Annotated in this window: 22 protein-coding genes and 1 pseudogene; 11 read left to right on the top strand and 12 right to left on the bottom strand. The window is 68.8% G+C overall.

Annotation, left to right across the window (positions count from 1 at the left end; genetic code table 11):
• Positions 1 to 21 precede the first annotated feature (21 nt).
• Entirely contained in the window at positions 22 to 1,383 is a 1,362-nt protein-coding gene (gene rimO, locus MCBMB27_RS06025) for a 30S ribosomal protein S12 methylthiotransferase RimO (RefSeq protein ID WP_043350679.1), read from the bottom strand.
• Positions 1,384 to 1,759: 376 nt separating this feature from the next.
• Between rimO and pabB the strand changes: the two genes are divergently transcribed.
• From pabB to MCBMB27_RS06000, 5 genes are all read left to right on the top strand, one after another.
• On the top strand, positions 1,760 to 3,148 hold the full coding sequence (pabB, locus tag MCBMB27_RS06020; RefSeq protein ID WP_075380063.1) for an aminodeoxychorismate synthase component I: 1,389 nt from the start codon (positions 1,760 to 1,762) through the stop codon (positions 3,146 to 3,148).
• Complete coding sequence (locus tag MCBMB27_RS06015) at positions 3,145 to 3,750, top strand: anthranilate synthase component II (RefSeq protein ID WP_043379680.1); 606 nt, start codon at positions 3,145 to 3,147, stop codon at positions 3,748 to 3,750. Before pabB ends, MCBMB27_RS06015 begins: the two co-directional genes overlap by 4 nt.
• On the top strand, positions 3,737 to 4,600 hold the full coding sequence (locus MCBMB27_RS06010) for an aminotransferase class IV (protein ID WP_075380062.1): 864 nt from the start codon (positions 3,737 to 3,739) through the stop codon (positions 4,598 to 4,600). Before MCBMB27_RS06015 ends, MCBMB27_RS06010 begins: the two co-directional genes overlap by 14 nt.
• Positions 4,597 to 5,103: a DoxX family protein gene (locus MCBMB27_RS06005; protein ID WP_043379683.1), complete on the top strand. Its 507-nt coding sequence runs from the start codon at positions 4,597 to 4,599 to the stop codon at positions 5,101 to 5,103. The genes MCBMB27_RS06010 and MCBMB27_RS06005 overlap by 4 nt, the downstream gene beginning before the upstream one ends.
• A 295-nt stretch (positions 5,104 to 5,398) precedes the next feature.
• The gene (locus tag MCBMB27_RS06000) at positions 5,399 to 5,938 is read left to right on the top strand and encodes a YciE/YciF ferroxidase family protein (protein WP_043379685.1); all 540 of its coding nucleotides are present in this window, start codon (positions 5,399 to 5,401) and stop codon (positions 5,936 to 5,938) included.
• Positions 5,939 to 6,005: 67 nt separating this feature from the next.
• Here MCBMB27_RS06000 and MCBMB27_RS05995 read toward each other — a convergent pair whose 3' ends face one another.
• The 6 genes and pseudogenes from MCBMB27_RS05995 to MCBMB27_RS29480 all read right to left on the bottom strand — a co-directional run bounded on the left by MCBMB27_RS05995 (position 6,006) and on the right by MCBMB27_RS29480 (position 10,539).
• Positions 6,006 to 6,335: a hypothetical protein gene (locus MCBMB27_RS05995; protein WP_043379687.1), complete on the bottom strand. Its 330-nt coding sequence runs from the start codon at positions 6,333 to 6,335 to the stop codon at positions 6,006 to 6,008.
• Between the two features lie 331 nt (positions 6,336 to 6,666).
• Complete coding sequence (locus MCBMB27_RS05990; protein ID WP_043379694.1) at positions 6,667 to 7,044, bottom strand: hypothetical protein; 378 nt, start codon at positions 7,042 to 7,044, stop codon at positions 6,667 to 6,669.
• 208 nt (positions 7,045 to 7,252) lie between these two features.
• Entirely contained in the window at positions 7,253 to 8,194 is a 942-nt protein-coding gene (gene mazG, locus MCBMB27_RS05985; protein WP_075380061.1) for a nucleoside triphosphate pyrophosphohydrolase, read from the bottom strand.
• Between the two features lie 215 nt (positions 8,195 to 8,409).
• Complete coding sequence (locus MCBMB27_RS05980) at positions 8,410 to 8,577, bottom strand: hypothetical protein (protein WP_236952917.1); 168 nt, start codon at positions 8,575 to 8,577, stop codon at positions 8,410 to 8,412.
• 100 nt (positions 8,578 to 8,677) lie between these two features.
• A pseudogene (locus MCBMB27_RS05975) lies at positions 8,678 to 9,802 on the bottom strand (glycosyltransferase family 2 protein); the annotation flags it as partial.
• A 203-nt stretch (positions 9,803 to 10,005) separates the two neighbouring features.
• Complete coding sequence (locus MCBMB27_RS29480; RefSeq protein WP_075380060.1) at positions 10,006 to 10,539, bottom strand: hypothetical protein; 534 nt, start codon at positions 10,537 to 10,539, stop codon at positions 10,006 to 10,008.
• Between the two features lie 231 nt (positions 10,540 to 10,770).
• Here MCBMB27_RS29480 and MCBMB27_RS29475 point away from each other — a divergent pair, with 231 nt between their 5' ends.
• The gene (locus MCBMB27_RS29475; RefSeq protein WP_139231549.1) at positions 10,771 to 11,523 is read left to right on the top strand and encodes a hypothetical protein; all 753 of its coding nucleotides are present in this window, start codon (positions 10,771 to 10,773) and stop codon (positions 11,521 to 11,523) included.
• Between the two features lie 397 nt (positions 11,524 to 11,920).
• On the opposite strand, the gene MCBMB27_RS05960 is transcribed toward MCBMB27_RS29475, so the two are convergent.
• A complete protein-coding gene (locus MCBMB27_RS05960; protein ID WP_075380058.1) occupies positions 11,921 to 12,178 on the bottom strand; it encodes a helix-turn-helix domain-containing protein in 258 nt (85 codons plus the stop codon).
• Positions 12,179 to 12,290: 112 nt separating this feature from the next.
• Between MCBMB27_RS05960 and MCBMB27_RS05955 the strand changes: the two genes are divergently transcribed.
• Both MCBMB27_RS05955 and MCBMB27_RS05950 read left to right on the top strand, forming a co-directional pair.
• A complete protein-coding gene (locus MCBMB27_RS05955; RefSeq protein ID WP_075380057.1) occupies positions 12,291 to 13,268 on the top strand; it encodes an IS1595 family transposase in 978 nt (325 codons plus the stop codon).
• A complete protein-coding gene (locus MCBMB27_RS05950; protein WP_075380056.1) occupies positions 13,268 to 13,702 on the top strand; it encodes a hypothetical protein in 435 nt (144 codons plus the stop codon). Before MCBMB27_RS05955 ends, MCBMB27_RS05950 begins: the two co-directional genes overlap by 1 nt.
• A 6-nt stretch (positions 13,703 to 13,708) precedes the next feature.
• Here the strand turns inward: MCBMB27_RS05950 and MCBMB27_RS30960 are convergent, their stop codons facing one another.
• From MCBMB27_RS30960 to MCBMB27_RS05945, 4 genes are all read right to left on the bottom strand, one after another.
• Positions 13,709 to 14,167, bottom strand: a complete 459-nt coding sequence (locus tag MCBMB27_RS30960) for a DUF6941 family protein (RefSeq protein ID WP_418287726.1) — start codon at positions 14,165 to 14,167, stop codon at positions 13,709 to 13,711.
• Positions 14,167 to 14,580, bottom strand: a complete 414-nt coding sequence (locus tag MCBMB27_RS29470; RefSeq protein WP_139231548.1) for a hypothetical protein — start codon at positions 14,578 to 14,580, stop codon at positions 14,167 to 14,169. Before MCBMB27_RS29470 ends, MCBMB27_RS30960 begins: the two co-directional genes overlap by 1 nt.
• On the bottom strand, positions 14,567 to 15,031 hold the full coding sequence (locus MCBMB27_RS29465) for a hypothetical protein (protein WP_159020304.1): 465 nt from the start codon (positions 15,029 to 15,031) through the stop codon (positions 14,567 to 14,569). Before MCBMB27_RS29465 ends, MCBMB27_RS29470 begins: the two co-directional genes overlap by 14 nt.
• A 127-nt stretch (positions 15,032 to 15,158) precedes the next feature.
• Positions 15,159 to 16,064: a hypothetical protein gene (locus tag MCBMB27_RS05945; RefSeq protein ID WP_236952915.1), complete on the bottom strand. Its 906-nt coding sequence runs from the start codon at positions 16,062 to 16,064 to the stop codon at positions 15,159 to 15,161.
• Positions 16,065 to 16,116: 52 nt separating this feature from the next.
• Between MCBMB27_RS05945 and MCBMB27_RS05940 the strand changes: the two genes are divergently transcribed.
• From MCBMB27_RS05940 to MCBMB27_RS05930, 3 genes are all read left to right on the top strand, one after another.
• Positions 16,117 to 16,986 carry a transporter substrate-binding domain-containing protein gene (locus MCBMB27_RS05940; RefSeq protein ID WP_051975947.1) on the top strand — a complete coding sequence of 290 codons (870 nt, stop codon included), beginning with the start codon at positions 16,117 to 16,119 and terminating at the stop codon, positions 16,984 to 16,986.
• 205 nt (positions 16,987 to 17,191) lie between these two features.
• Positions 17,192 to 18,895 carry a lysine--tRNA ligase gene (locus MCBMB27_RS05935; RefSeq protein ID WP_075380055.1) on the top strand — a complete coding sequence of 568 codons (1,704 nt, stop codon included), beginning with the start codon at positions 17,192 to 17,194 and terminating at the stop codon, positions 18,893 to 18,895.
• A gap of 22 nt (positions 18,896 to 18,917) precedes the next feature.
• Entirely contained in the window at positions 18,918 to 19,529 is a 612-nt protein-coding gene (locus MCBMB27_RS05930) for a pyridoxamine 5'-phosphate oxidase family protein (protein ID WP_075380054.1), read from the top strand.
• Positions 19,530 to 19,566: the final 37 nt, after the last annotated feature.

Raw genomic sequence — 19,566 nt, 5'->3', positions numbered from 1 at the left:
GCAGCGAAGACGGGAATAGCCTTACGCCACGCTGCCGTAGAGGTCGTAGGCCTCGGCCCGGTCGATCTTCACGGTGACGATGTCGCCGACCCGCACCGGGCGCCGGAAGGCGGCGTGGACGGTGCCGTCGATCTCCGGCGCGTCGGCCTTGGACCGGCCCCGGGCGACCCCGCCCTCGACGGCATCGACGATGATCGGCAGCCGCTTGCCGACCTTGGCGCGCTGCAGCCGCAGCGCGATGCCGTTCTGCGTCTCCATGAACCGGCGCTTGCGCTCGGCCTTCACCGCCGGCGGCACGAGGTCGCCGAGCGCGTTGGCGGTGGCGCCCGCCACCGGCTCGTACTCGAAGCAGCCGACCCGATCGAGCTTGGCCTCCTGCAGCCAGGCCAGCAGCTCCTCGAACTCGGCCTCGGTCTCGCCGGGGAAGCCGACGATGAAGGTCGAGCGGATCGCGAGGTCCGGGCAGGTCTGCCGCCAGCTCCGGATCCGGTCGAGCTGGCGCTCCTGGTTGCCGGGCCGGCGCATGCGCTTGAGCACCGACGGGCTCGCGTGCTGGAGCGGCATGTCGAGGTAGGGGAGCACCTTGCCCTCGGCCATCAGCGGGATGACCTCGTCCACGTGCGGGTAGGGGTAGACGTAGTGGAGCCGCACCCAGGCCCCGAGCTCGCCGAGCTCCTTGGTCAGGTCGTAGAACTTGGCCCGGACCTGCCGGTCGCGCCACGGGCTCTCGGCGTAGCGGATGTCGACGCCGTAGGCGCTGGTGTCCTGCGAGACGACGAGCAGCTCCTTCACGCCGGCCTTCACCAGCTTCTCGGCCTCGCGCAGCACGTCGGCGGCGGGGCGGCTCACGAGGTTCCCGCGCAGGGACGGGATGATGCAGAAGCTGCAGCGGTTGCTGCACCCCTCCGAGATCTTCAGGTAGGCGTAGTGGCGCGGGGTGAGCTTGATCCCCTGCGGCGGCACGAGGTCGAGGAACGGGTCGTGGGCCGGCGGCACCGCCTCGTGGACGGCGGCCACCACCGACTCGTAGGCCTGCGGCCCGGTCACCGCCAGGAGATCCGGATACTTCTCGCGGATCTCCTCCGGCTGCGCGCCCATGCAGCCGGTGACGATCACCCGGCCGTTCTCCGCCATGGCCTCGCCGATGGCCGAGAGCGACTCCGCCTTGGCCGAATCGAGGAAGCCGCAGGTGTTGACGATCACCACGTCGGCGCCGTCGTGCCGGCGGGCCAGCTCGTAGCCCTCGGCGCGCAGGTGGGTGAGGATCCGCTCGGAATCGACCAGCGCCTTCGGGCAGCCCAGCGACACGAACGAGATCTTGGGGGCCGTGATTTTGGATTCGGCTCCGGGAGCGGGGCCGCGGGGAGCAGGCGTGGCGGTCATGGCATTCGGGTCGGACAGGCCCGGCGCGGGCAACCGAGGATCGGTCGCCCGAAGCGCGAGGACGGGAATTCGGGATCGCGGTTCCTATACAAGCTCCCGCGCCGCCGCGCGAGACCGGCCGCCGCAGGGGTGACCGGACCGGCGCGCGCCGCTGACGCAGAACCGGAAACCTGGCTGTTTGACCAGGACTTTGCGCGCCTGCCCTGACATCCCACATGAAGCCGCGGGGACGCGGTCTGCGTCGGAAGCACGCCCTGTCTGCCCCCCGGGGCGGTCCCTGCGTGCAACTGCCGCTTCCCCCGCGGCATCGCCTGTGCGACGGCAGCGTGACAGGATCTGCCCCGCCCTCGCCCAGGACAACAGCCCGAACCCGGTCATGTGGACCCGAGAGATCCCCTTCATCGATCCCGTCGCGGCGGCGGCCCGGCTGCGCGCCCTGCCCGGGCTCGCCTTCCTCGACAGTGCCATGCGGCACGACTCCCTGGGTCGCCATTCGATCGTGGCCGCCGAGCCGTTCGCACGCTTCCGCTACCGCGACGGGCACGCGACCCTCGACGGAAATCCGGTGCCGGGCGGTCCCTTCGCGGCTCTGCGGGCGTGCCTCGCGCCGTACCGGATCGAACCGGACGCCGAAGAACCCTTCCCCGGCGGGGCGATCGGCTATCTGGCCTATGACCTCGGGGCATCGCTGGAACGGGTGGCGCCGCCGGCCCGGCGGGCGGGGCTCACCGACGACATCGCCCTGAACTTCTACGACACGGCCCTGGTGATCGATCACGCCGCGGGCACCTGCCGGCTCGTCGCCACGGGGTTCCCGGAGACCGCACCGGCCCAGCGGCAGGCCCGCGCGGAGGCGCGGCTCGCCCGATTCGCCGACCGGCTCGGCGGCGCGGAGATCCCGAGCGCGGCCGCCGCCGGAGCGCCGGAGCCGCTCACATGGCGCTCGAACTTCGACCGACAAACCTATGAAGAGGCTGTCGAAAAGGTCCGCGCCTACATCCGGGCGGGCGACATCTACCAAGCCAACATCGCCCAGCGTTTCACCGCCGATCTCCCGGCCGGCTTCGATCCGTTCGCCCTCTACCGGCGGCTGCGCGCCACCAACCCGGCGACCTTCGGCGCCTATCTGGAGCTGGAGGGCCTGACCGTCGCCTCGTCCTCGCCCGAGCGGTTCATCCGCCTCGACGGCCGTCACGTGGAGACCCGGCCGATCAAGGGCACCGCCCGCCGCGCGGATAACCCCTCGGACGACCCGGCGGCCGACCGGGCGGCGGCCGAGGCGCTCCAGGCCAGCGTCAAGGAGCGGGCCGAGAACGTCATGATCGTCGACCTGCTGCGCAACGATCTGTCCCGGGTCTGCGCGCCGGGCAGCGTCGCCGTGCCGACGCTCTGCGGCCTGGAGACCTACGCCAACGTCCACCATCTGGTGTCGGTGGTGACCGGAGAGCTCCGCGACGGGCTCGACGCCCTCGACCTCCTGGAAGGGACCTTCCCGGGGGGCTCGATCACCGGCGCCCCGAAGATCCGCGCCATGGACATCATCACCGAGATCGAGGGCGACGCCCGGGAACTCTATTGCGGCGCCATCGGCCGGATCGGCTTCGACGGGGCGCTCGATACCGCGATCGCGATCCGCACGGTGTTCATGGACGACCGACAGGCGGTCCTGCAGGCCGGGGGCGGGGTGACCCTGCTGTCGGAGCCCGGCCCGGAATACGACGAGACCCTCGCCAAGGCCGCCCGCGTCTTCGAGGCCTTCGCATGATCCTCGTCCTCGACAACTACGATTCCTTCGTCTTCAACGTCGTCCGCTACCTGGAGGAGCTGGGCGAGGAGGTCCGGGTCGTGCGCAACGACGCCCTGGACGTCGCCGGCATCCGGGCGCTGGCCCCCGAGGCCCTGGTGGTCTCGCCCGGCCCCTGCACCCCGGCGGAGGCCGGCATCTCCCTGCCGGCGATCCGGGAGCTGTCGGGGGCGGTGCCGATCCTCGGCGTCTGCCTCGGCCACCAGGCGATCGGCGCGGCCTTCGGCGGCACGGTGGCGCGGGCGCAGCGGCCCCTGCACGGGCAGATGACGCCGATCGCCCATACGGGCGAGCGGCTGTTTTCCGGGCTGCCGGCGCCGATGCCGGTGGGGCGCTACCACTCGCTCGTGGTGACCCCCGGCCCCGAGATGGAGAAGCACCTCTCCGTCGACGCGGTCTCGCAGGAGGGGGAGGTGATGGCCCTGTCGCACCGGACCCACCCGACCTACGGCATCCAGTTCCACCCGGAATCGGTCCTGACCGAGGGCGGCCACGCCCTGTTCGCCAATTTTCTGGGGCTGGCCCGGGCCTGGCGGGAGGGACAGCGCGATGCTGTGGCGTGACGGCGCCCTCGTCGCGGGGACGACCGCGCCACTGGACCTCACCGACCGCGGCCTGACGCTGGGCGACGGCCTGTTCGACACGGCGCTGGCGCTGGGCGGCCGGGTCGCCTTCGCGGAGGCCCACATCGCCCGGCTCGTGACCTCCGCGGACGCGCTGGGGATCCCCGCCGCGCCGGACCGGATCCGGGAGGCCATGCGGGCGCTGGCCGGCGCGGGGGGCGGGACCGGGGAGCGGCTCGCGATCCGCACCACCCTCACCCGCGGCTCCGGCCCGCGCGGCCTGAAGCCGCCGGAGGATCCGAGCCCGACCCTGTTCGCCACCGCGGCGCCGAGCGCCCGCAGCGCGGCCTTCGCGCCCCTGCGCCTGTGGCCGACTTCGATCGCCCGCAACGACACGTCCCCGGCCGCCCGGCTGAAGACCTTGGGCTACGGCGACGCGGTGCTGGCCGCCCGCGACGCCGCCGCGGCGGGGTTCGACGAGGCGCTGTTCTGCAACACCCGGGGACGCGTCGCCTGCGCGGGCACCGGCAACCTGTTCGGCCTGTTCGGAGAGATCCTGATGACGCCGCCGCTGACCGACGGCGTCCTCGCCGGGATCGTGCGGGCGGAGATCCTGGCGCTCGCCGCCGGATGCGGGCTCCGGGCGGAGGAGCGGTCGCTGAGCCTGCCCGACCTGATGGGCGCCGAGGCCGTGTTCTTGACCAATTCCCTGCGGCTCCTCGCCCCCGTGACGGCGGTGGGCGAGACGGCCTTCGCCAGCCTCGGGCACCCGGCGGTTGTCCGCCTCAGGGCGGCGCTCCGCGAGTCGGTGGCCCGCGCCTGCGGGGTGGCGGAGGAGTCCGTCGCGTGACCGGGCAAGCGGTCGAGACGGGCCGCCGCCGGCTCCGCTACGGGCTCGCGGCCCTCTACGCCTTCATCGGGGTGGTGCATCTCGTGGCGACCGACGCGATGCTGCCGCTGATGCCCGACTGGGTGCCGCAGCCGCGGCTCGTCATCCTGGCGACCGGCCTGTGCGAGATCGCCGGCGCCGTCGGCCTGCTGACGGGCCGGTTCCGCCGGGCGGCCGCGCTCGGCCTCGCCCTCTACGCGGTCTGCGTCTACCCGGCGAACCTCAAGCACGCCTTCGACCACGTCGCCATCGCCGGCATCCCGGATTCCTGGTGGTACCACGGCCCGCGCCTGGCGTTTCAGCCGGTCTTCGTCTGGGCGGCGCTCTGGGCCGGCGGGCTGATCGACTGGCCGTTCGGCGGGGACCGCGGATCTGCCGGCGCCGCGCCCCGGACCGCCCGCGCTCCGCAGCGCCCGCCGACGCCACCGGGACGGGACGCGCAGGCCCCCATCCGGGATCCCTGATCACAGGATCCCCGGATCCCCGGATCCCGGCAGGCCCTGATCACAGGATCCCGGGCGATGGACCGGCCGCCAGGCGGCCCGGAAGACCGCCCCCCGGCCCCGAACGGCGGACGACAGGCCGACGCGTCGCGACCCGGGCCCGCCCGTCTCTGCCCGACGCGGTGTGGGGCGCCTTCGAAACCCCGAAAGGTTCCTCCACAGGCCGAAGATATCGCCCGGATACAGCCGGCCGGACCGGGGTTCACCGAGGAGGCCGCCGACACCGACGGTGGCCCTTCAACGGAGACAGACCGCCATGGCCAAGCAGAAGACGCTGCAGGACGCCTTCTATGAGACCCTGAAGGACGTCTACTATGCCGAAAAGCAGTCGGTGAAGGCGCTCAAGAAGTCCGCCAAGGCGGCGGAGCACGACGCGTTGCGCCAAGCCTTCGAGACCCATGCGGAGGAGAGCGCCCAGCAGGTGGAGCGCCTGACGCAGGTCTTCGAGATCATCGGCAAGCCGGCCCGGGCCAAGACCTGCGAGGCGATGCAGGGGATCGTCTCCGAGATGGAGGAGGACCTCGACGACTTCGCGGGCAGCCCGGCCGCCGACGCGGTTCTGGCCGCCTGCGCCCAGGCGGTGGAGCATTACGAGATCGCCCGCTACGGCACCCTGAAGACCTGGGCCGAGCAGCTCGGCTACGCGGATGCCGCCAAGCTCCTGGACGAGACCCTGCAGGAAGAGAAGACCACCGACGCGCTGCTCTCCCGGATCGCCGGGACGATCAACGCGGCGGCCGATGCCGGGGAGGGCGAGGCGGAACCGGCGAAGGGCAAGGGCAAGAAGGGCGCCTGATCGCCCACGGGGCCCGGCGCCCCTCGCGGGTGCCGGACAGCGGGGCCGCCCTCCGGCCGGGCCCGGCTCAGTTCGCCTTCTCGATGGCGCTGAGCGGCGTCCAGTAGCAGCGGTCCTGCGCGTCCTTCAGGGCGAGGCAGCCGTAGCTCATCGTCCGGGACTCGAGCCGGACTTCCTCGCCGGGCTTGAAGGACCGGCACTCGCCGCTGGCGAGGCTGCCCTTCAGCAACTGCCCGAACCCGGATTCGTCGCCCGCCATGACCAGCTTGAACAGGCGGTCGGTGACCTCCTGGCTGTGGCAGCCGAACCGATCCTGGACGACCGTCTCGGCCGCGGCGGGCCGGGACAGGGCGGCGGTGACGGCGAGGGCGGCGAGGACGGGCAGGGCGAAGCGCATGCGCGGAACATATCCGCGGACCGCCCCGTGTCGAGCCCTCGGCGCGCCGGGGAGCCGCGGAGGATCGCCGCGGGTAACCCCGGCGCGGATCGCGGCGCGGTCGATCAGGAACGTGGCACCGCTCGGCCTCGGAACCTGGACGGGGGAGGTTCCTTCAATCCGAGCCGGCGCGTCCGGAGCGGGAATCCCGGCGTCGGCGGTCCGCCGACGCGCGCCCGGAAGCCCCTTGTCGAGAGCGCGGGTGCCTCGCGGGATCAAGCCGCCCCCGGCTGCCGCGAAGGCCGCCGTCGCCGGCGTGCCGGGCGGCGAGGACGGGCAGTGCCGATTTGCCCTACGCGGCGACGGGCCTGACCACGACGTCCTCGGCATAGACGAGGGTTGCCATGACGCCGGACCGGATCCGATCGAACACCGCGTCGAGATCCCCGACGCTCTGCATCAGCACGGCGCACGAGAGGGCGACGATCTGCGGGGTGCGATCCGTCCCTTCGGCGAGGAAGTCGCGGATCGCATCGACGAGGGACGCGGTGGCGTCCGCCTCCGCGGAGGCGCCGAGGACATGCAGGCAATCCTGCCGCAGGGACACGAGATTGCCGTCAACGACCGAGACCCATTGCCGGTCGTGATCGTAGATGAGCCAGCGCACCGATCCCGCCGCCACGGGAGCCAGTCCCGCGAGATAGCGCTGAGCGGCTGCATCATCGAACATGGCGCGGGTTTAACGCCCGGCGGCCGGAACGCCAACGCGTCGGATCACCGTTGCGGAGCCCGGCGGATCCGCCGCGACGAGCCCGCAGATCGGGCCGCGGGCGTTCGAGCGGCGCGGCCTGACAGCGCCGCTCGAACGCGGACAGACGAAGGTCCCAGTCGCGGATCTCGCGAGGCGGTCGCCCGATTCGGATCCGGGCCACGCGCCGCTACGGCCCACCCCCCGCCTCGTCGCGCTTGGCCGCCTGCCACGCCGCCTCCATGGCGGCGAGGTCGGAGCGGCCGAGGGCGCCCCCGGAGGCCGCGAGGTGCCGCGCCATGGCGGCGAAGCGGCGCTCGAACTTGGCGGTCCCGTCGCGCAGGGCGGTCTCCGGGTCGATCCCGGCATGCCGGGCGAGGTTGGCCACCGAGAACAGGAGATCGCCGATCTCCTCGGACAGGGCCTGCGGGTCGCCCGCCGCTAGGGCCTCGGCGACCTCGTCGGTCTCCTCGCGGACCTTGTCGACGACCTGGGCGGCCTCGTCCCAGTCGAAGCCGTAGGCGGCCGCCCGCCGGGAGATCTTCTCCGCCCGGGCGAGGGCCGGCAGCGCCCGAGCGACGCCGCCGAGCGGGTCCGGCGCCGGATCCGGCGCGGCGCCTGTGTCCTGCAGCGCCTCTTGCCGCGCCTCTTGCCGCTCTTTCTGGCGGGCCGCCCGTTCCTGCGCCTTGATCGCCGCCCACTGGGCCTCGACCTGGGCCGGATCCCGCAGGGGCGAGCCGGCGGGCAGGGGCGTGCCGTCCGGGGTGAAGACGTGGGGGTGGCGCCGGACCAGCTTGTCGCCGATGGCGCGGGCCACGTCGTCGAAAGCGAAGGCGCCCTGCTCCTCGGCCATGCGGGCGTGGAACACCACTTGAAGCAGCAGGTCGCCGAGTTCGTCCCGCAGGTCGCGCAGATCCCCCCGCGCCACCGCGTCGGCGACCTCGTAGGCCTCCTCGATCGTGTAGGGCACGATGGTGGCGAAGCTCTGCGCCACGTCCCAGGGGCAGCCGGCGACGGGATCGCGCAGGGTCGCCATCAGGCGCAGGAGCCGGCTCAGAGGCGCCTCCTCCGCAGCACCCGCCGCCTTCGCCCCGCCCGGCCCAGGCCGGCCCGCATCGCGTGTCTCGCTCATGCGGATGGCGTTAGAGCATGGCGCGGCGCAGGGAAATCCGCCCGCCGGCGTGCCCCTCGGGATCGCGATGCAGGTCCGGCCGCGCCAGCGGGCCATCGACGCGCGGGCCCCGGGGGCATCCGACTCCGGCGGCCGTCAGCGCGTCGCCCGGACGCAGAGCGGCTCCCGGGGCAGCGCCAGGGTGAACGACCAGAGGATCCGGCCGGCCGAATCCGTCAGCACCGCGCCCCGGTCAGGAGCATGGGGCTGGCGGTCCGGCCCAGCTCCCGGGCACCACGGATCGCCGCCTCCACGCCGTCCGCCTCCAGGTGGTCGCTGGCGAAAGCGAGGCCGCAGCGGCCGTCCGCATGCTCAAGGGTGTGTCGGAGGCAGAAGGCCGGCATCGCTTGGGCCGCCGCGAGGCGAATCACCGGCCGCCCGGGGCGCGGGCACGAGCCGGGCGCCGACGTGAGCGGTGCCGCCGGTCGGCGCGACTGATCCAGATCAAGCGGAGGCGCATGCGCCGCCGTCCGGCCCGCGCGCCGTGTCGCAGGGTGTCGCAGGCCGCCCGCGCCGGGCCCGCCGCCCGCTGCGGGAGGTCCGCGCGAGGCCGTGCCGGGTCTTGTTCCAGCGCAGCGGGGCGCGGACCAGCTCGATCAGCGCCAGCCACGCGGCCAGGCTGACCAGCAGGAAGTAGACCGGCATCCACGGGACCGACTGGGCGAGGTCCCCCCAGCCGCGCCGGGCGCAGCCGGCGAGGGCGGGCAGGACCAGGGCGGCGAGCCCCGTCCCGAACAGGGTGATGGCGAGCCCGGTGGGCAGGTTGTCCAGGAAGGCGGGCGCGGCCGGGATCTCCAGGACCAGGAAGGACCACGCCGCCGCGACGAGGCAGACCGGGTAGGCGAGCGCCGAGGCCACCGTCCCCGGGACCAGCGCGACGGCGCAGAGCGTCTCCAGGCCGCCGAGGCTGCGTGCGGTGTCGAGGGGGCGCCGCCCGTGGGTGAGGCTGGTCTGGACCAGACCTTTGAGCCAGCGGGTGCGCTGGCCGAGCCAGGGTCCGAGACGGGCGGGGGCCTCCTCGAAGGTGGGGCTGGGCAGGTCGCCGACGGTGTAGCCCGCGAGCGCCAGCCGCAGCCCGAGATCCGCATCCTCGGTGACGTTGTGGGCATCCCAGCCGTGCAGCGCCCGCACCACCGCGGTGCGCAGGTGCATCGAGGTGCCGCCGAGGGGGACCGGCAGGCCGCAGCGGGCGAAGGCCGGGTTCAGCACGTCGAACAGGCCGGCATATTCGAGGGCGAAGACGCGGGCGAGATACGAATCGCCGGCATTGTCGATCACGAGCCGCCCCTGGAGGCAGGCGGTGCGCGCGGGCAGGCGCGCGAACAGGGCGGCCGCCAGCCGCAGCTGTCCGGGATCGGGCACGTCCTCGGCGTCGTAGACCGTGAGCAGGGCGCCGCGGGCCAAAGGCAGCGCGGCGTTGAGCGCCCGGGGCTTGGTGCGCGGGCCGCCCGGGGGCACCGTGATCACCTCGAACCGGGCCGGCAGGGTGTCCCGGGGAAGGGCGGAAGCGGTCTCCGCGTCGTCCGCCTCGAGCAGCAGCTTGATGTCGAGCTTGGCGGCCGGATAATCGCGGTATTATGCAGCAACCTCACCTAAAAGCGTTGAGGTAGGAGGGTAGCGTGATGAACGAGGAAGCCTACCTGCGTGAGCTATCGGACCTAGGCCGGCGGCACGGCATCGGACTCACAGGCCGGACGCAGCTTTACCATCTTGAACCGGAGGATATGGCCTTCGACTATTCCGCCGACGCCGAAGGCTTTGTGCATCTCGGCTTAGCGGGGGATGCGAACAGTGATGCCGGATCCGGGGCCAGGAGGGACACCCAAGGCTGTCTCCACGCCAGTACTGCGGCGGACATCTAGCAGCAGGATATCCGGATCAACGAGTAGTCCGATGAGTCGTTGCGACTCGGGCCTTGGCTGCATCACGGCTTTCGCGCGGTAAACCTCAAGCCGCGGAATGCCTTCCGACAAGGCCCGGCGGCTGAGTCCCCGCACATAAAACCGGTTGAACTCACCTTCGGCCAAAACCTCGGCTGCGTTGTAGGGCACCTTGGCTTGTGTGTAGCCGCCGCGCGTCCGGCGCATCGTCGTGCGGTTCAACGCCGTGCCCATGCGCAGTCGAGCCGCTAACGTGTCGTCCGTTCCAGATTGTGCAGCCTCGCGAAGCCAATCTGGCCAATCACCCTGTGCGCGCTGTGTCAGGTACGCGCTGAGATGGATGCGGTCGGAGGCCGCATCCATCTCGATCTCTTCGAGCATGAAGCGGCGGGTTTCGGGATCAAGGTTTTCGTAACGCAGCCCCATCACCCAGCCCGACTCAGACCAACCCGCGCTTAGGTTGGCTCATCCTAGCTCACGTTGCTAGGCCCAGCGTGGACCTCCGTAGGTCATGACCTCCAGCACTCTGGCCCTCCACACCTCCCACCCTCCGGAGGCGAATGGGAGAGAGGGCTTGCAAACGGACTTAGAGTGCGTCAGGCTACAACTCGACCCGGAGTGTGTGGCGTGGCTGAGTCGTCGCCTTGGAGTTTCAGCTTGACCCGCGAGGACATCCTCGCGCGCAAGATGAAGCGCGAGCAGATCGCTGAGGAGCTTGAGAAGCTTCAGCGTCAGCTTGAGGCTGAGGATAAGTGGTTCGAGGCCATCAAGCTCATCGTCCCCCACGACCTACTCTCAAGCATCGAAGAGGCGGTTGCTGGAGCCAAGGAGGGACCTGAGAAGGTTTCTATCTGGCGCCAGGCGGTAGCGGACGCCTTAGCTGCGGCCGATTTCGGAATGCTCCCCAAGGATGTGGCGCTGTTCATCAAAGAACATGGTAGCGCGGAAGCAAAAGAGAGGATCGTCCGCAATCCAAACGGTGTCTACAACGCTCTGTATCGGATGCACAAAGACGGTCAGATCGTAAGGCATGGCGATAAATTCTATCGCATCGACTTGTACGAAGATCTCTTGGCGTCCGGAGAATTGGATGATGATGCAGACGATCGAGGTTCGTCTGGCGTCAACGCATTCATTCTCAGCCTCGTTGGGGAATGGGATCGCGTTTTGCCCCGTGATGTGATCGCCAAGCTTCGCGAGCACGAGGAATATTCAAAGCGTGTCGAACGCAATCCTCAGTACGGATACAGCGCGCTGGCCCGATTGGTTCGGCAAGGCCGACTTGAGAAGGACGGGGCTTATTACTCCCGTACCCTCAAAAAGAATGAGCCGTCCGACGTTCCCGCGTCGAACGGCTCAGATGCCGGGTCGGACGATGATGGGCGCCCAAGGGCGCTTCGTCTCGTTTGACCTATTCGTTCCACCCCGCGTCCCGCTAGGCGCCAACAGAGGAGAACGTCGTGGCCGACAACCACGGGCTCAGAAGAGCCTAACGGCTCAGGCCGGTGTTAGCGCACCGGCCTGAGCCAGAACCATCACACAATCACTACCCGGTTTGGACAGCGACCAAGAGCGACAGCCCCAACAGGTCTAGAGTCGCACCTTTGGTCGCCTTGTTCAAGCCGGTCCCCTGCAATTCGCCTCAACGGCGTTAAGGACCGACTATGCCTGAGTTCCCTTGCGACCATCTCACCGCCTGCCACATCCTCCATGCCGTTTTCGAACTCGGCTGGAGTCAGGGCAAGGCGTCCCATTACTTCTGCGTCAACGGTGGCACGGTCTCTAAGATCGTGCGCGGCCTCTCCCATCACGGAGCGGCACCGGTCCCGTTCTTGTCCGGTGATGCGCCCGTGCCGGCGTAAATGATCCCGGCCGGCTCATCCGTAAGGGTGATGCCGGCCTCCTCAAACGCACGCTGCATCGCCAGCATGTTGTTGGTGATCGGCGTGCGGATGCCGTTCTCAAACTGGCGGATTGTGCTCAGTCCGATATTGGCGCGCTTGGATAGGTCGGTTTGCGACCAATCCAACCATCCTCTAGCGGCTCGGCAATGCGCTGGCGTCATCGTCACTGAGAGATAGGGAACAACTTTTTTCGCGTCAAGTACCGAAAAGCGTTGACCTGATCCAAATCAACCCATAACGTTCACCTCAACGCAAAACGTTCGGGTGGCCGCGATGGCTCAGCACTTCCTCCTCTCCAAAGCCGCCCGCTCCCTCTCGCTCGTTCAGGTCGCCCGCCTGTCCGACGACGCGGCTTGGGAGACGTTCAAGGCTATCCGCTGGGAGGCGACTGAGGGGCAGCCGTTCTGCCCGCGCTGCGGCTGCCTCAAGCACTCGTTCATCGCTACCCGCAAGCTGTTCAAGTGCGCTGGGTGCCGGCACCAGTACAGCGTCACCAGCGGGACCATCTTCGCGTCGCGCAAGCTCCCGATCCGCGATCACCTCCTTGCCATCGCCATCTTCGCCAACGGCGCCAAGGGCCACAGCGCGCTCCAGCTCTCCCGCGACCTGAACGTCCAGTACCGGACGGCGTTCGTGATGGCGCACAAGCTCCGTGAGGCTGTCGCGGCTGAGACGGCCGAGGCTACCGTGTCGGGCACCGTCGAGGTCGACGGCGCCTACTTCGGCGGCCACGTCCGCCCCGAGAACCGCAAAGAGGACCGGAAGGACCGCCGGCTTGCCGAGAACCAGACCGGCAAGCGCCGCGTCGTCGTCGTGATCCGCGAGCGCAACGGCAAGGCTCTCACCTTCGCCTTCCGCTCCGAGGCCGAGTCCGTGGAGACGATTGAGGCCCGCGTGCTGCCCGGCTCCGTCGTTCATGCTGACGAGGCGAAGGGCTGGGACCGGCTGCACAAGAGCTTCACCACCCACCGCATCAACCATCAGGAGAGCTACAGCGACGGCGAGGCCTGCACCAATCAGGCAGAGAGCTACTTTGCCCGGCTGCGGCGCTCTGAGGCTGGCGTGCATCACCGGATCGCCGGCCCGTACCTCTCTGCCTACGCTCGTGAGATGGCTTGGCGCGAGAACTATCGCCGCGTGTCCAACGGCGGCCAGTACGCCATCATCGCGAGCGCTGCGCTGACCCACGCTCCGTCTCAGGTCTGGAAGGGCTACTGGCAGCGCCATCAGCTTGTGAAGGTGGGCGCCTGATGGCCCTCCCTCAGATCGTCAGCACCCTCACTGAGAAGCGCAACGAGATCGAAGCGCACATCCAGGAGCTACGGCGCCAACTCTCCGCCGCGGAGCGCGATCTATCCAGCGTGAACGCTGTGCTCGCGCTCTATGACCTGTCGCCGTCTACTCAGACCCGCTTCCCAGCTTACGCCAACCTCAACCGGTTGTTCGCCTACGGAGAGATGTTCAAGCTGTGCAAGGCGGCGCTTGAGGAGGCCGGGAAGCCACTCGACACGCGGGAGATCACGCGCGCCATCATCCGCGCAAAGGCCTGGGACGAGGGCGACGTGATGCTGCGGAAGGCCATAGCCTACCGTCTTGTTCAAAACCTCTCGCGAGCCGCCATGCAAGGACGGATTGGGGATGCTGGCAAACGAAAAGGCGTGCGGGTATGGCGACTTCTCGAATAAAGCCCGTCAAGCCGGTTTTGATGGTTGTGGTTGAACAACATTTATACGCAGCTGATTAAGTCTAGCAGTCTCTCCTTTGCATTCTACCTCTACTTTTATAAAACTATCCTCTTCAACGATAACATTTGCGATCTTAACATTGAAAGACATATTCATTGTGATGGGGGCGTCGGGATACGCCCGGATCATACTGCCTAGAATTTCCGGCGGAGGCGCATTCGGTATGGTTGATGATTGGATAATGCTTGGGCTATCATGATCTGTCGGAAGGTATATTTTTGTTTTTAGACTGTCTCCAGCATACTCGATTGATGTCCTGATGCGTACTACTAGCTGTATCTGAGCAAGCGACGCGGGAGGTCGCGCGTTGACAACCATATCCGTATTGTACACACCGACTAGTATCAGTTTGCCCGTGTTTTCTACTCTTACATCATCGCAGTATATTACATTGCCGTGCAACATCACGCCACCCGTGCGTCAAAAAAAGCGCCGGAAGATGTGTCTTCCTCTGCCTCGTCAACGACCTTTTTATTTGTGTTGTCGACAACCACCCTCAATTTGCGCGCCGAAGAACTATCCACGTCTGATGGAGAAGTCGTTTTTACTTCATGCTCAACAATATCCACAAGTAATAGAGTTGGCTTCTTCCCAAGCGCCCAGGCCAGATCAGAAATGGACTTTGCTGTTAGATTGCTTCCGAATTTAAGCTGTCTATAAATTGCGGATCTATTGATCCCGAGCTTCTGCCCAATGCTGTGGAATGTGGCGTGATCGCGTTTTTTGGCTTCATGAAAAGCAGATTGTAATTTGCCTTTTATGTCGGCCAGAAAACCAGACTGCGCTTCCTCGCGTTCGTCAACATCAAGAAAGAACATAGGCTACACCGTTTTGTCTGACGTAATTGACCTGATGGGCGGACCTAAAATTTTCAACCATTTGTCGATATGTTGGATACAAGCTGTACGTAATTATTCTAGATTTATAATCGGCGACCACTGCGATAAATTCATCCATCTCAGAAAAAAAACCAAAAATTCGAAGCTCTGCTGTAGTTATTTCCCAGATGTTCTTCTCGCCTGGCCGCATTGGGTGAAATTCTCTATCAAGTCTCATTTCACCCCTATTAATAAATGTTTTTAATATTCCAAAAAGTTGTAATCTTGGGCTTTCCTCTAGGCCATCGGGTGAGGCGGGGTTGTTTCGATTGATGTTGTCCAGCCACGCGGCACACGGTGTTGTTGCGTAGAAACGCCTGGGGTTTGGCACCGGCTCCCGACGCGAGCCGCCGATTGGGTGCAATTCCTTCGCATCGACGAGCTCAGCCACTGTTGCCATGTAAGTCAACAAATTGGAAGGGGAAGTGCGGCGGCGCGCCGCTTGCCTCCTACCTAGAGCAATTTTCTACCTATGGTAATCGGTATGCCACATAGGTTGCCCGCCTACCTCAACGCTTTTAGGTGAGGTTGCTGCATAATACCGGATAATCGAGGGCGGAGAGCGCCTTGAGCAGGTCCGGCACCACCGCCGCCTCGCGGTGGAGGGGGACGAGGACCGTGTAGACCGGCAGGTCGGCCTCGGCGAGGGGCGCCACCGCCTCCGGCTCCACCGGGGCCGCGATGGCGAGGGCCGCGATCCGGAGGGCCGCCATGGCCAGGAACAGGATCTGCCCGGCGATCACCACCGCGCGCGTCAGCGGGGGCGGCAGCGCCGCGCACAGGCAGAGCGCGGCGGTGACCGCGAGGGCGAGGACCAGCAGCCAGCGGAGGGCGGGCTCGGGGGCCGTCGCCCGCTCGGGCGCGCGCCGCCGCAGGTCGTGCGCCGCATGATCCGCCACCTGCTCGGGGATGGCCGCGAACACGGCCTCGCGCAGGCGCGTGGGGCTGGTGATCGCCGGCATGGCGGCGCGGCACGGAGCGCGGCCCGGGGCGTCGAGGAGGTCCGCGATCGCCCGGCCCCGGGGCGCCAGCACCCAGGGCGACACCGATCCCGGCGCCAGCGGCGCGAGACCGGCCACCAGGCTGTCGGGGAAGCGCAGGCCCAGGCCGAACGGGATCGGGCCGTCGAGGTAGGGGGCGCCGAGCGCCCGGGCCAGGGCTTCGTAATAGGCCGATTCGGCGATCAGGCCGGCATTCAGCAGAGCGGTCGCCGCGTCGGTCCCGGCCGCGGCCGCCGCGGCGGCCGCCCGGACCAGCAGCCGGCCGTCGACGCCCTCGGCCAGCAGGAAGGCGATCTCCGACGGCAGGGCCGCCGGCCCCGCGGGCGGGCGCTGGACCGACACGCCGCGCTCCCCCGGTGGCCCCAGGACGTGGTAGAGGAGGAGGGTGAGCCAGTCCCCGCCCCCACGCTCCGAGAGGAGCACCACCCCCTCCCGATCGTCAAGAGGCGATAGGACACGCATCCCATCCCGGTGCATGGCGGCCGTGCTCGCCGCCGCGCTCCTCGCGGCCCCGGCCGCGCCCGCCGGTGCTGCAGCCGGTGCCACCGCCGAGGCCACAGGTGTCACCGCCACCCCCGCCGTCACGGTGCCGGATTTCTGGAACCCGCGCAGCCGGGGCGAGCGGATCGAGGCGCCCCAGACCGGCCGGGCGGTCCGCTTCCTCACGGACGACGAGTTCCCGCCGCTGCACTTCGCCGGCCCCGACGGCAACCCGACGGGCTTCGTGGTCGAGCTCGCCCGCGCCGTCTGCGAGAAGCTGACGATCACCTGCACGGTGCAGGCGCGCCGCTTCGACACCCTGCTCGATGCCCTCGACAGCCGGCAGGGCGACGTGGTCGCGGCCGCCATTCCCCTGACGGCGACGCTGCGGCAGAAATTCCTGGCGACGCGGCCGTATTTCCGCTGGCCGGCGCGGTTCGCCGCCCGGACCGACAAGGGCCTGCCCGTCCCCTCGGCGGTGGCGCTCGCCGGCCGCAGCGTCGGGGTCATCGCCGGCAGCGCCCATGCGGCCTACCTGAAGGCGTTCTTCCCGAAGGCCGTGGCCAAGGACTTCACCGACCTGGCGGCGGCCGAGGGCGCACTCAAGCGCGGCGAGATCGACTACCTGTTCGCCGACGGCCTGAACCTCGCCCTCTATGTCGGCGGCCAGGACGCGGAGACGTGCTGCGCGCTCATCGGCGGCGACTATCTGGAGAACCGCTATTTCGGGGAGGGGATCGGCCTGATCACCCGCCCGGAGGACGCCGCCCTCTCCCGGGCCCTGGACGACGCGCTCCAGCGGGTCTGGGACGACGGCAAGTACACCGAATTGTACCTGCGGTTCTTCCCGGTAAGCCCGTTCTGACGGACTTCCTTCCTGGGCGATGATGCCGCCGTCGACCGGCTCATGCCGGACGGGGCGGCGGAGCCGGGCACCGCAGTCTCAGGCCACGAGCTCAGGCCACGAGCGCGGGCGCGCGATGGAACCCCGCATTGCACCGTCAGGCGTTCCGCTCCGATGCGAACCGCTCTAGGGTGCGCGCTCCCAATTCGCGTTCATCCCCGAAGACATGCAAGCCGCCTCCCCAGCCCTGACCCTCGACCCCGACATCATCGAGGCCGCCGCCAACGCCGCCGCCTGGCCCTTCGAGGAGGCGCGCAAGCTCGTGGCGCGGCTGGAGAAATCCGGCAAGACGGAGGTGCTGTTCGAGACCGGCTACGGCCCCTCGGGCCTGCCGCATATCGGCACCTTCGGGGAGGTCGCCCGCACCTCCATGGTGCGCCACGCCTTCCGGGTGCTCACCCGCGACGCGGTGCCGACCCGGCTGATCGCCTTCTCGGACGACATGGACGGGCTGCGCAAGGTTCCGGACAACGTGCCGAACCGCGAGATGCTGGCCGGCCATCTCAACCAGCCGCTCACCCGCGTGCCGGACCCGTTCGGCACCCATGACAGCTTCGGGGCGCACAACAACGCCGAGCTGCGCCGCTTCCTCGACGCCTTCGGGTTCGCCTACGAGTTCCGATCGGCGACCGAATGCTACCGCTCGGGCGTGTTCGACGCGACGCTGCTGCGGGTGCTGGAGCGCTACGACGCCGTCATGGAGATCATGCTGCCGTCCCTGCGGGCCGAGCGCTCGGCGAGCTACTCCCCGTTCCTGCCGCTCCACCCGGTCACCGGTCACGTGATGCAGGTGCCGATCGACGCGGTGAACGCCGGCAGCGGCACCATCGCGTGGCGCGATCCCGCCACGGGCGAGCGCTACGAGACCCCGGTGACCGGCGGCCACGCCAAGCTGCAATGGAAGCCCGACTGGGCGATGCGCTGGGTGGCGCTGGGCGTCGATTACGAGATGGCCGGCAAGGACCTGATCGATTCGGTCAAGCTCTCCGCCAAGATCGCCCGGGCGCTCGGCGGCGAGCCGCCGGAGGGCTTCAACTACGAGCTGTTCCTCGACGAGAAGGGCCAGAAGATCTCGAAGTCGAAGGGCAACGGCCTGACCATCGACGAGTGGCTCAAGTACGGCACGCCGGAATCGCTCGCCCTGTTCATGTACAACAAGCCGCGCGAGGCCAAGCGTCTGTTCTTCGACGTGATCCCCCGGCACGTCGACGAGTATATCGGCTTCCTCGACCGCTATGCCGGCCAGGACGCGAAGCTCCGCCTCGGCAACCCGGTCTGGCACCTGCACGCCGGCACCCCGCCGGAGCCCGAGACGGTCGAGGGCGCGAGCCTGACCTTCGCGATGCTGCTCAACCTCGCCGCGGTGGCCAACACCGAGGATCCGGCGGTGCTGTGGGGCTTCATCCGCCGCTACGCGCCGCAGACCGGGCCGGAGACCCATCCGGGCCTCGACCGGCTGGTCAAGCACGCGCTGAAATACTTCTCGGATTTCGTGCGGCCGGCCAAGACCTACCGGGCGCCGACCCCGGAGGAGCGGGCGGCCCTGGAGGATCTGTCGGAGACCCTCAGGGACCATGCCGGCTCCACCGATCCGGAGGCCCTGCAGGCGGCGGTCTACGAGGTGGGGCGGCGCCACTTCCCCGACACGTCCGGCAAGGCCAAGAGCCCGGACGGGCGGCCCGGCGTGTCGCAGGCGTGGTTCACGAGCCTCTACAACGTGCTGTTCGGCGAGGCGCGCGGACCCCGCTTCGGCTCCTTCGTGGCCCTCTACGGCGTGGCGGAGACCCGGAGCCTGATCGAGGCGGCCCTCTCGGGCGCGCTGGTGGCCGAGCACGAAGCCTTCGTGGCCGGCACGGCCAAGGTCGCGTGAGCAAGGACCGCAGGAGGGCGTGATGGTCGTCGACAGCCTCGCCGCCCTGGAGGCGATCTACACCGCGCCCCCGGCGGCCGCCTCCACCGCCAAGGTGGCGGATTCGGTCACGCCGGACTACGCGGCGCTGATCGAGGCCTCGCCCTTCGCGGTGCTGGCGACGAGCGGCCCGGAAGGGCTCGATTGCAGCCCCCGCGGGGACCAGCCGGGCTTCGTGCGGGTCGCCGATCCGCGCACGCTGATCCTGCCCGACCGGCGCGGCAACAACCGGATCGACTCGCTCCGCAACATCGTGCGCGATCCGCGGGTGGCGCTGCTGTTCCTGATCCCGGGCTCGGGCACGACGCTCCGGGTGAACGGGCGGGCGGTGATCTCGGCCGATCCGGATCTCCTGGCCACGTTCCGGGTCGACGGCCACGCGCCGCGCACCGCAATCGTGATCACGGTCGCGGAGATCTACTTCCAGTGCGCCCGGGCGATCATCCGGGCCAAGCTGTGGGATCCGGATGCCAGCGTCGATCCGGCGAGCCTGCCGACGCCCGGGTCGATCCTCGCGGCGCTCACCGCAGGCGCAGTCGGCGGCCAGCGCTACGACGCGGAATGGCCGGAGCGGGCGGCCAAGACGATGTGGTGAGGGACGAGTCTGGGCGCCGGCCTGTCCGACCCGCTGC

It is taken from the genome of Methylobacterium phyllosphaerae, from assembly GCF_001936175.1.
GTDB classification, from domain to species: domain Bacteria; phylum Pseudomonadota; class Alphaproteobacteria; order Rhizobiales; family Beijerinckiaceae; genus Methylobacterium; species Methylobacterium fujisawaense.
Note: the sequence above shows the minus strand (reverse complement) of the source record. Positions and strands in the feature narration are given on the sequence as shown.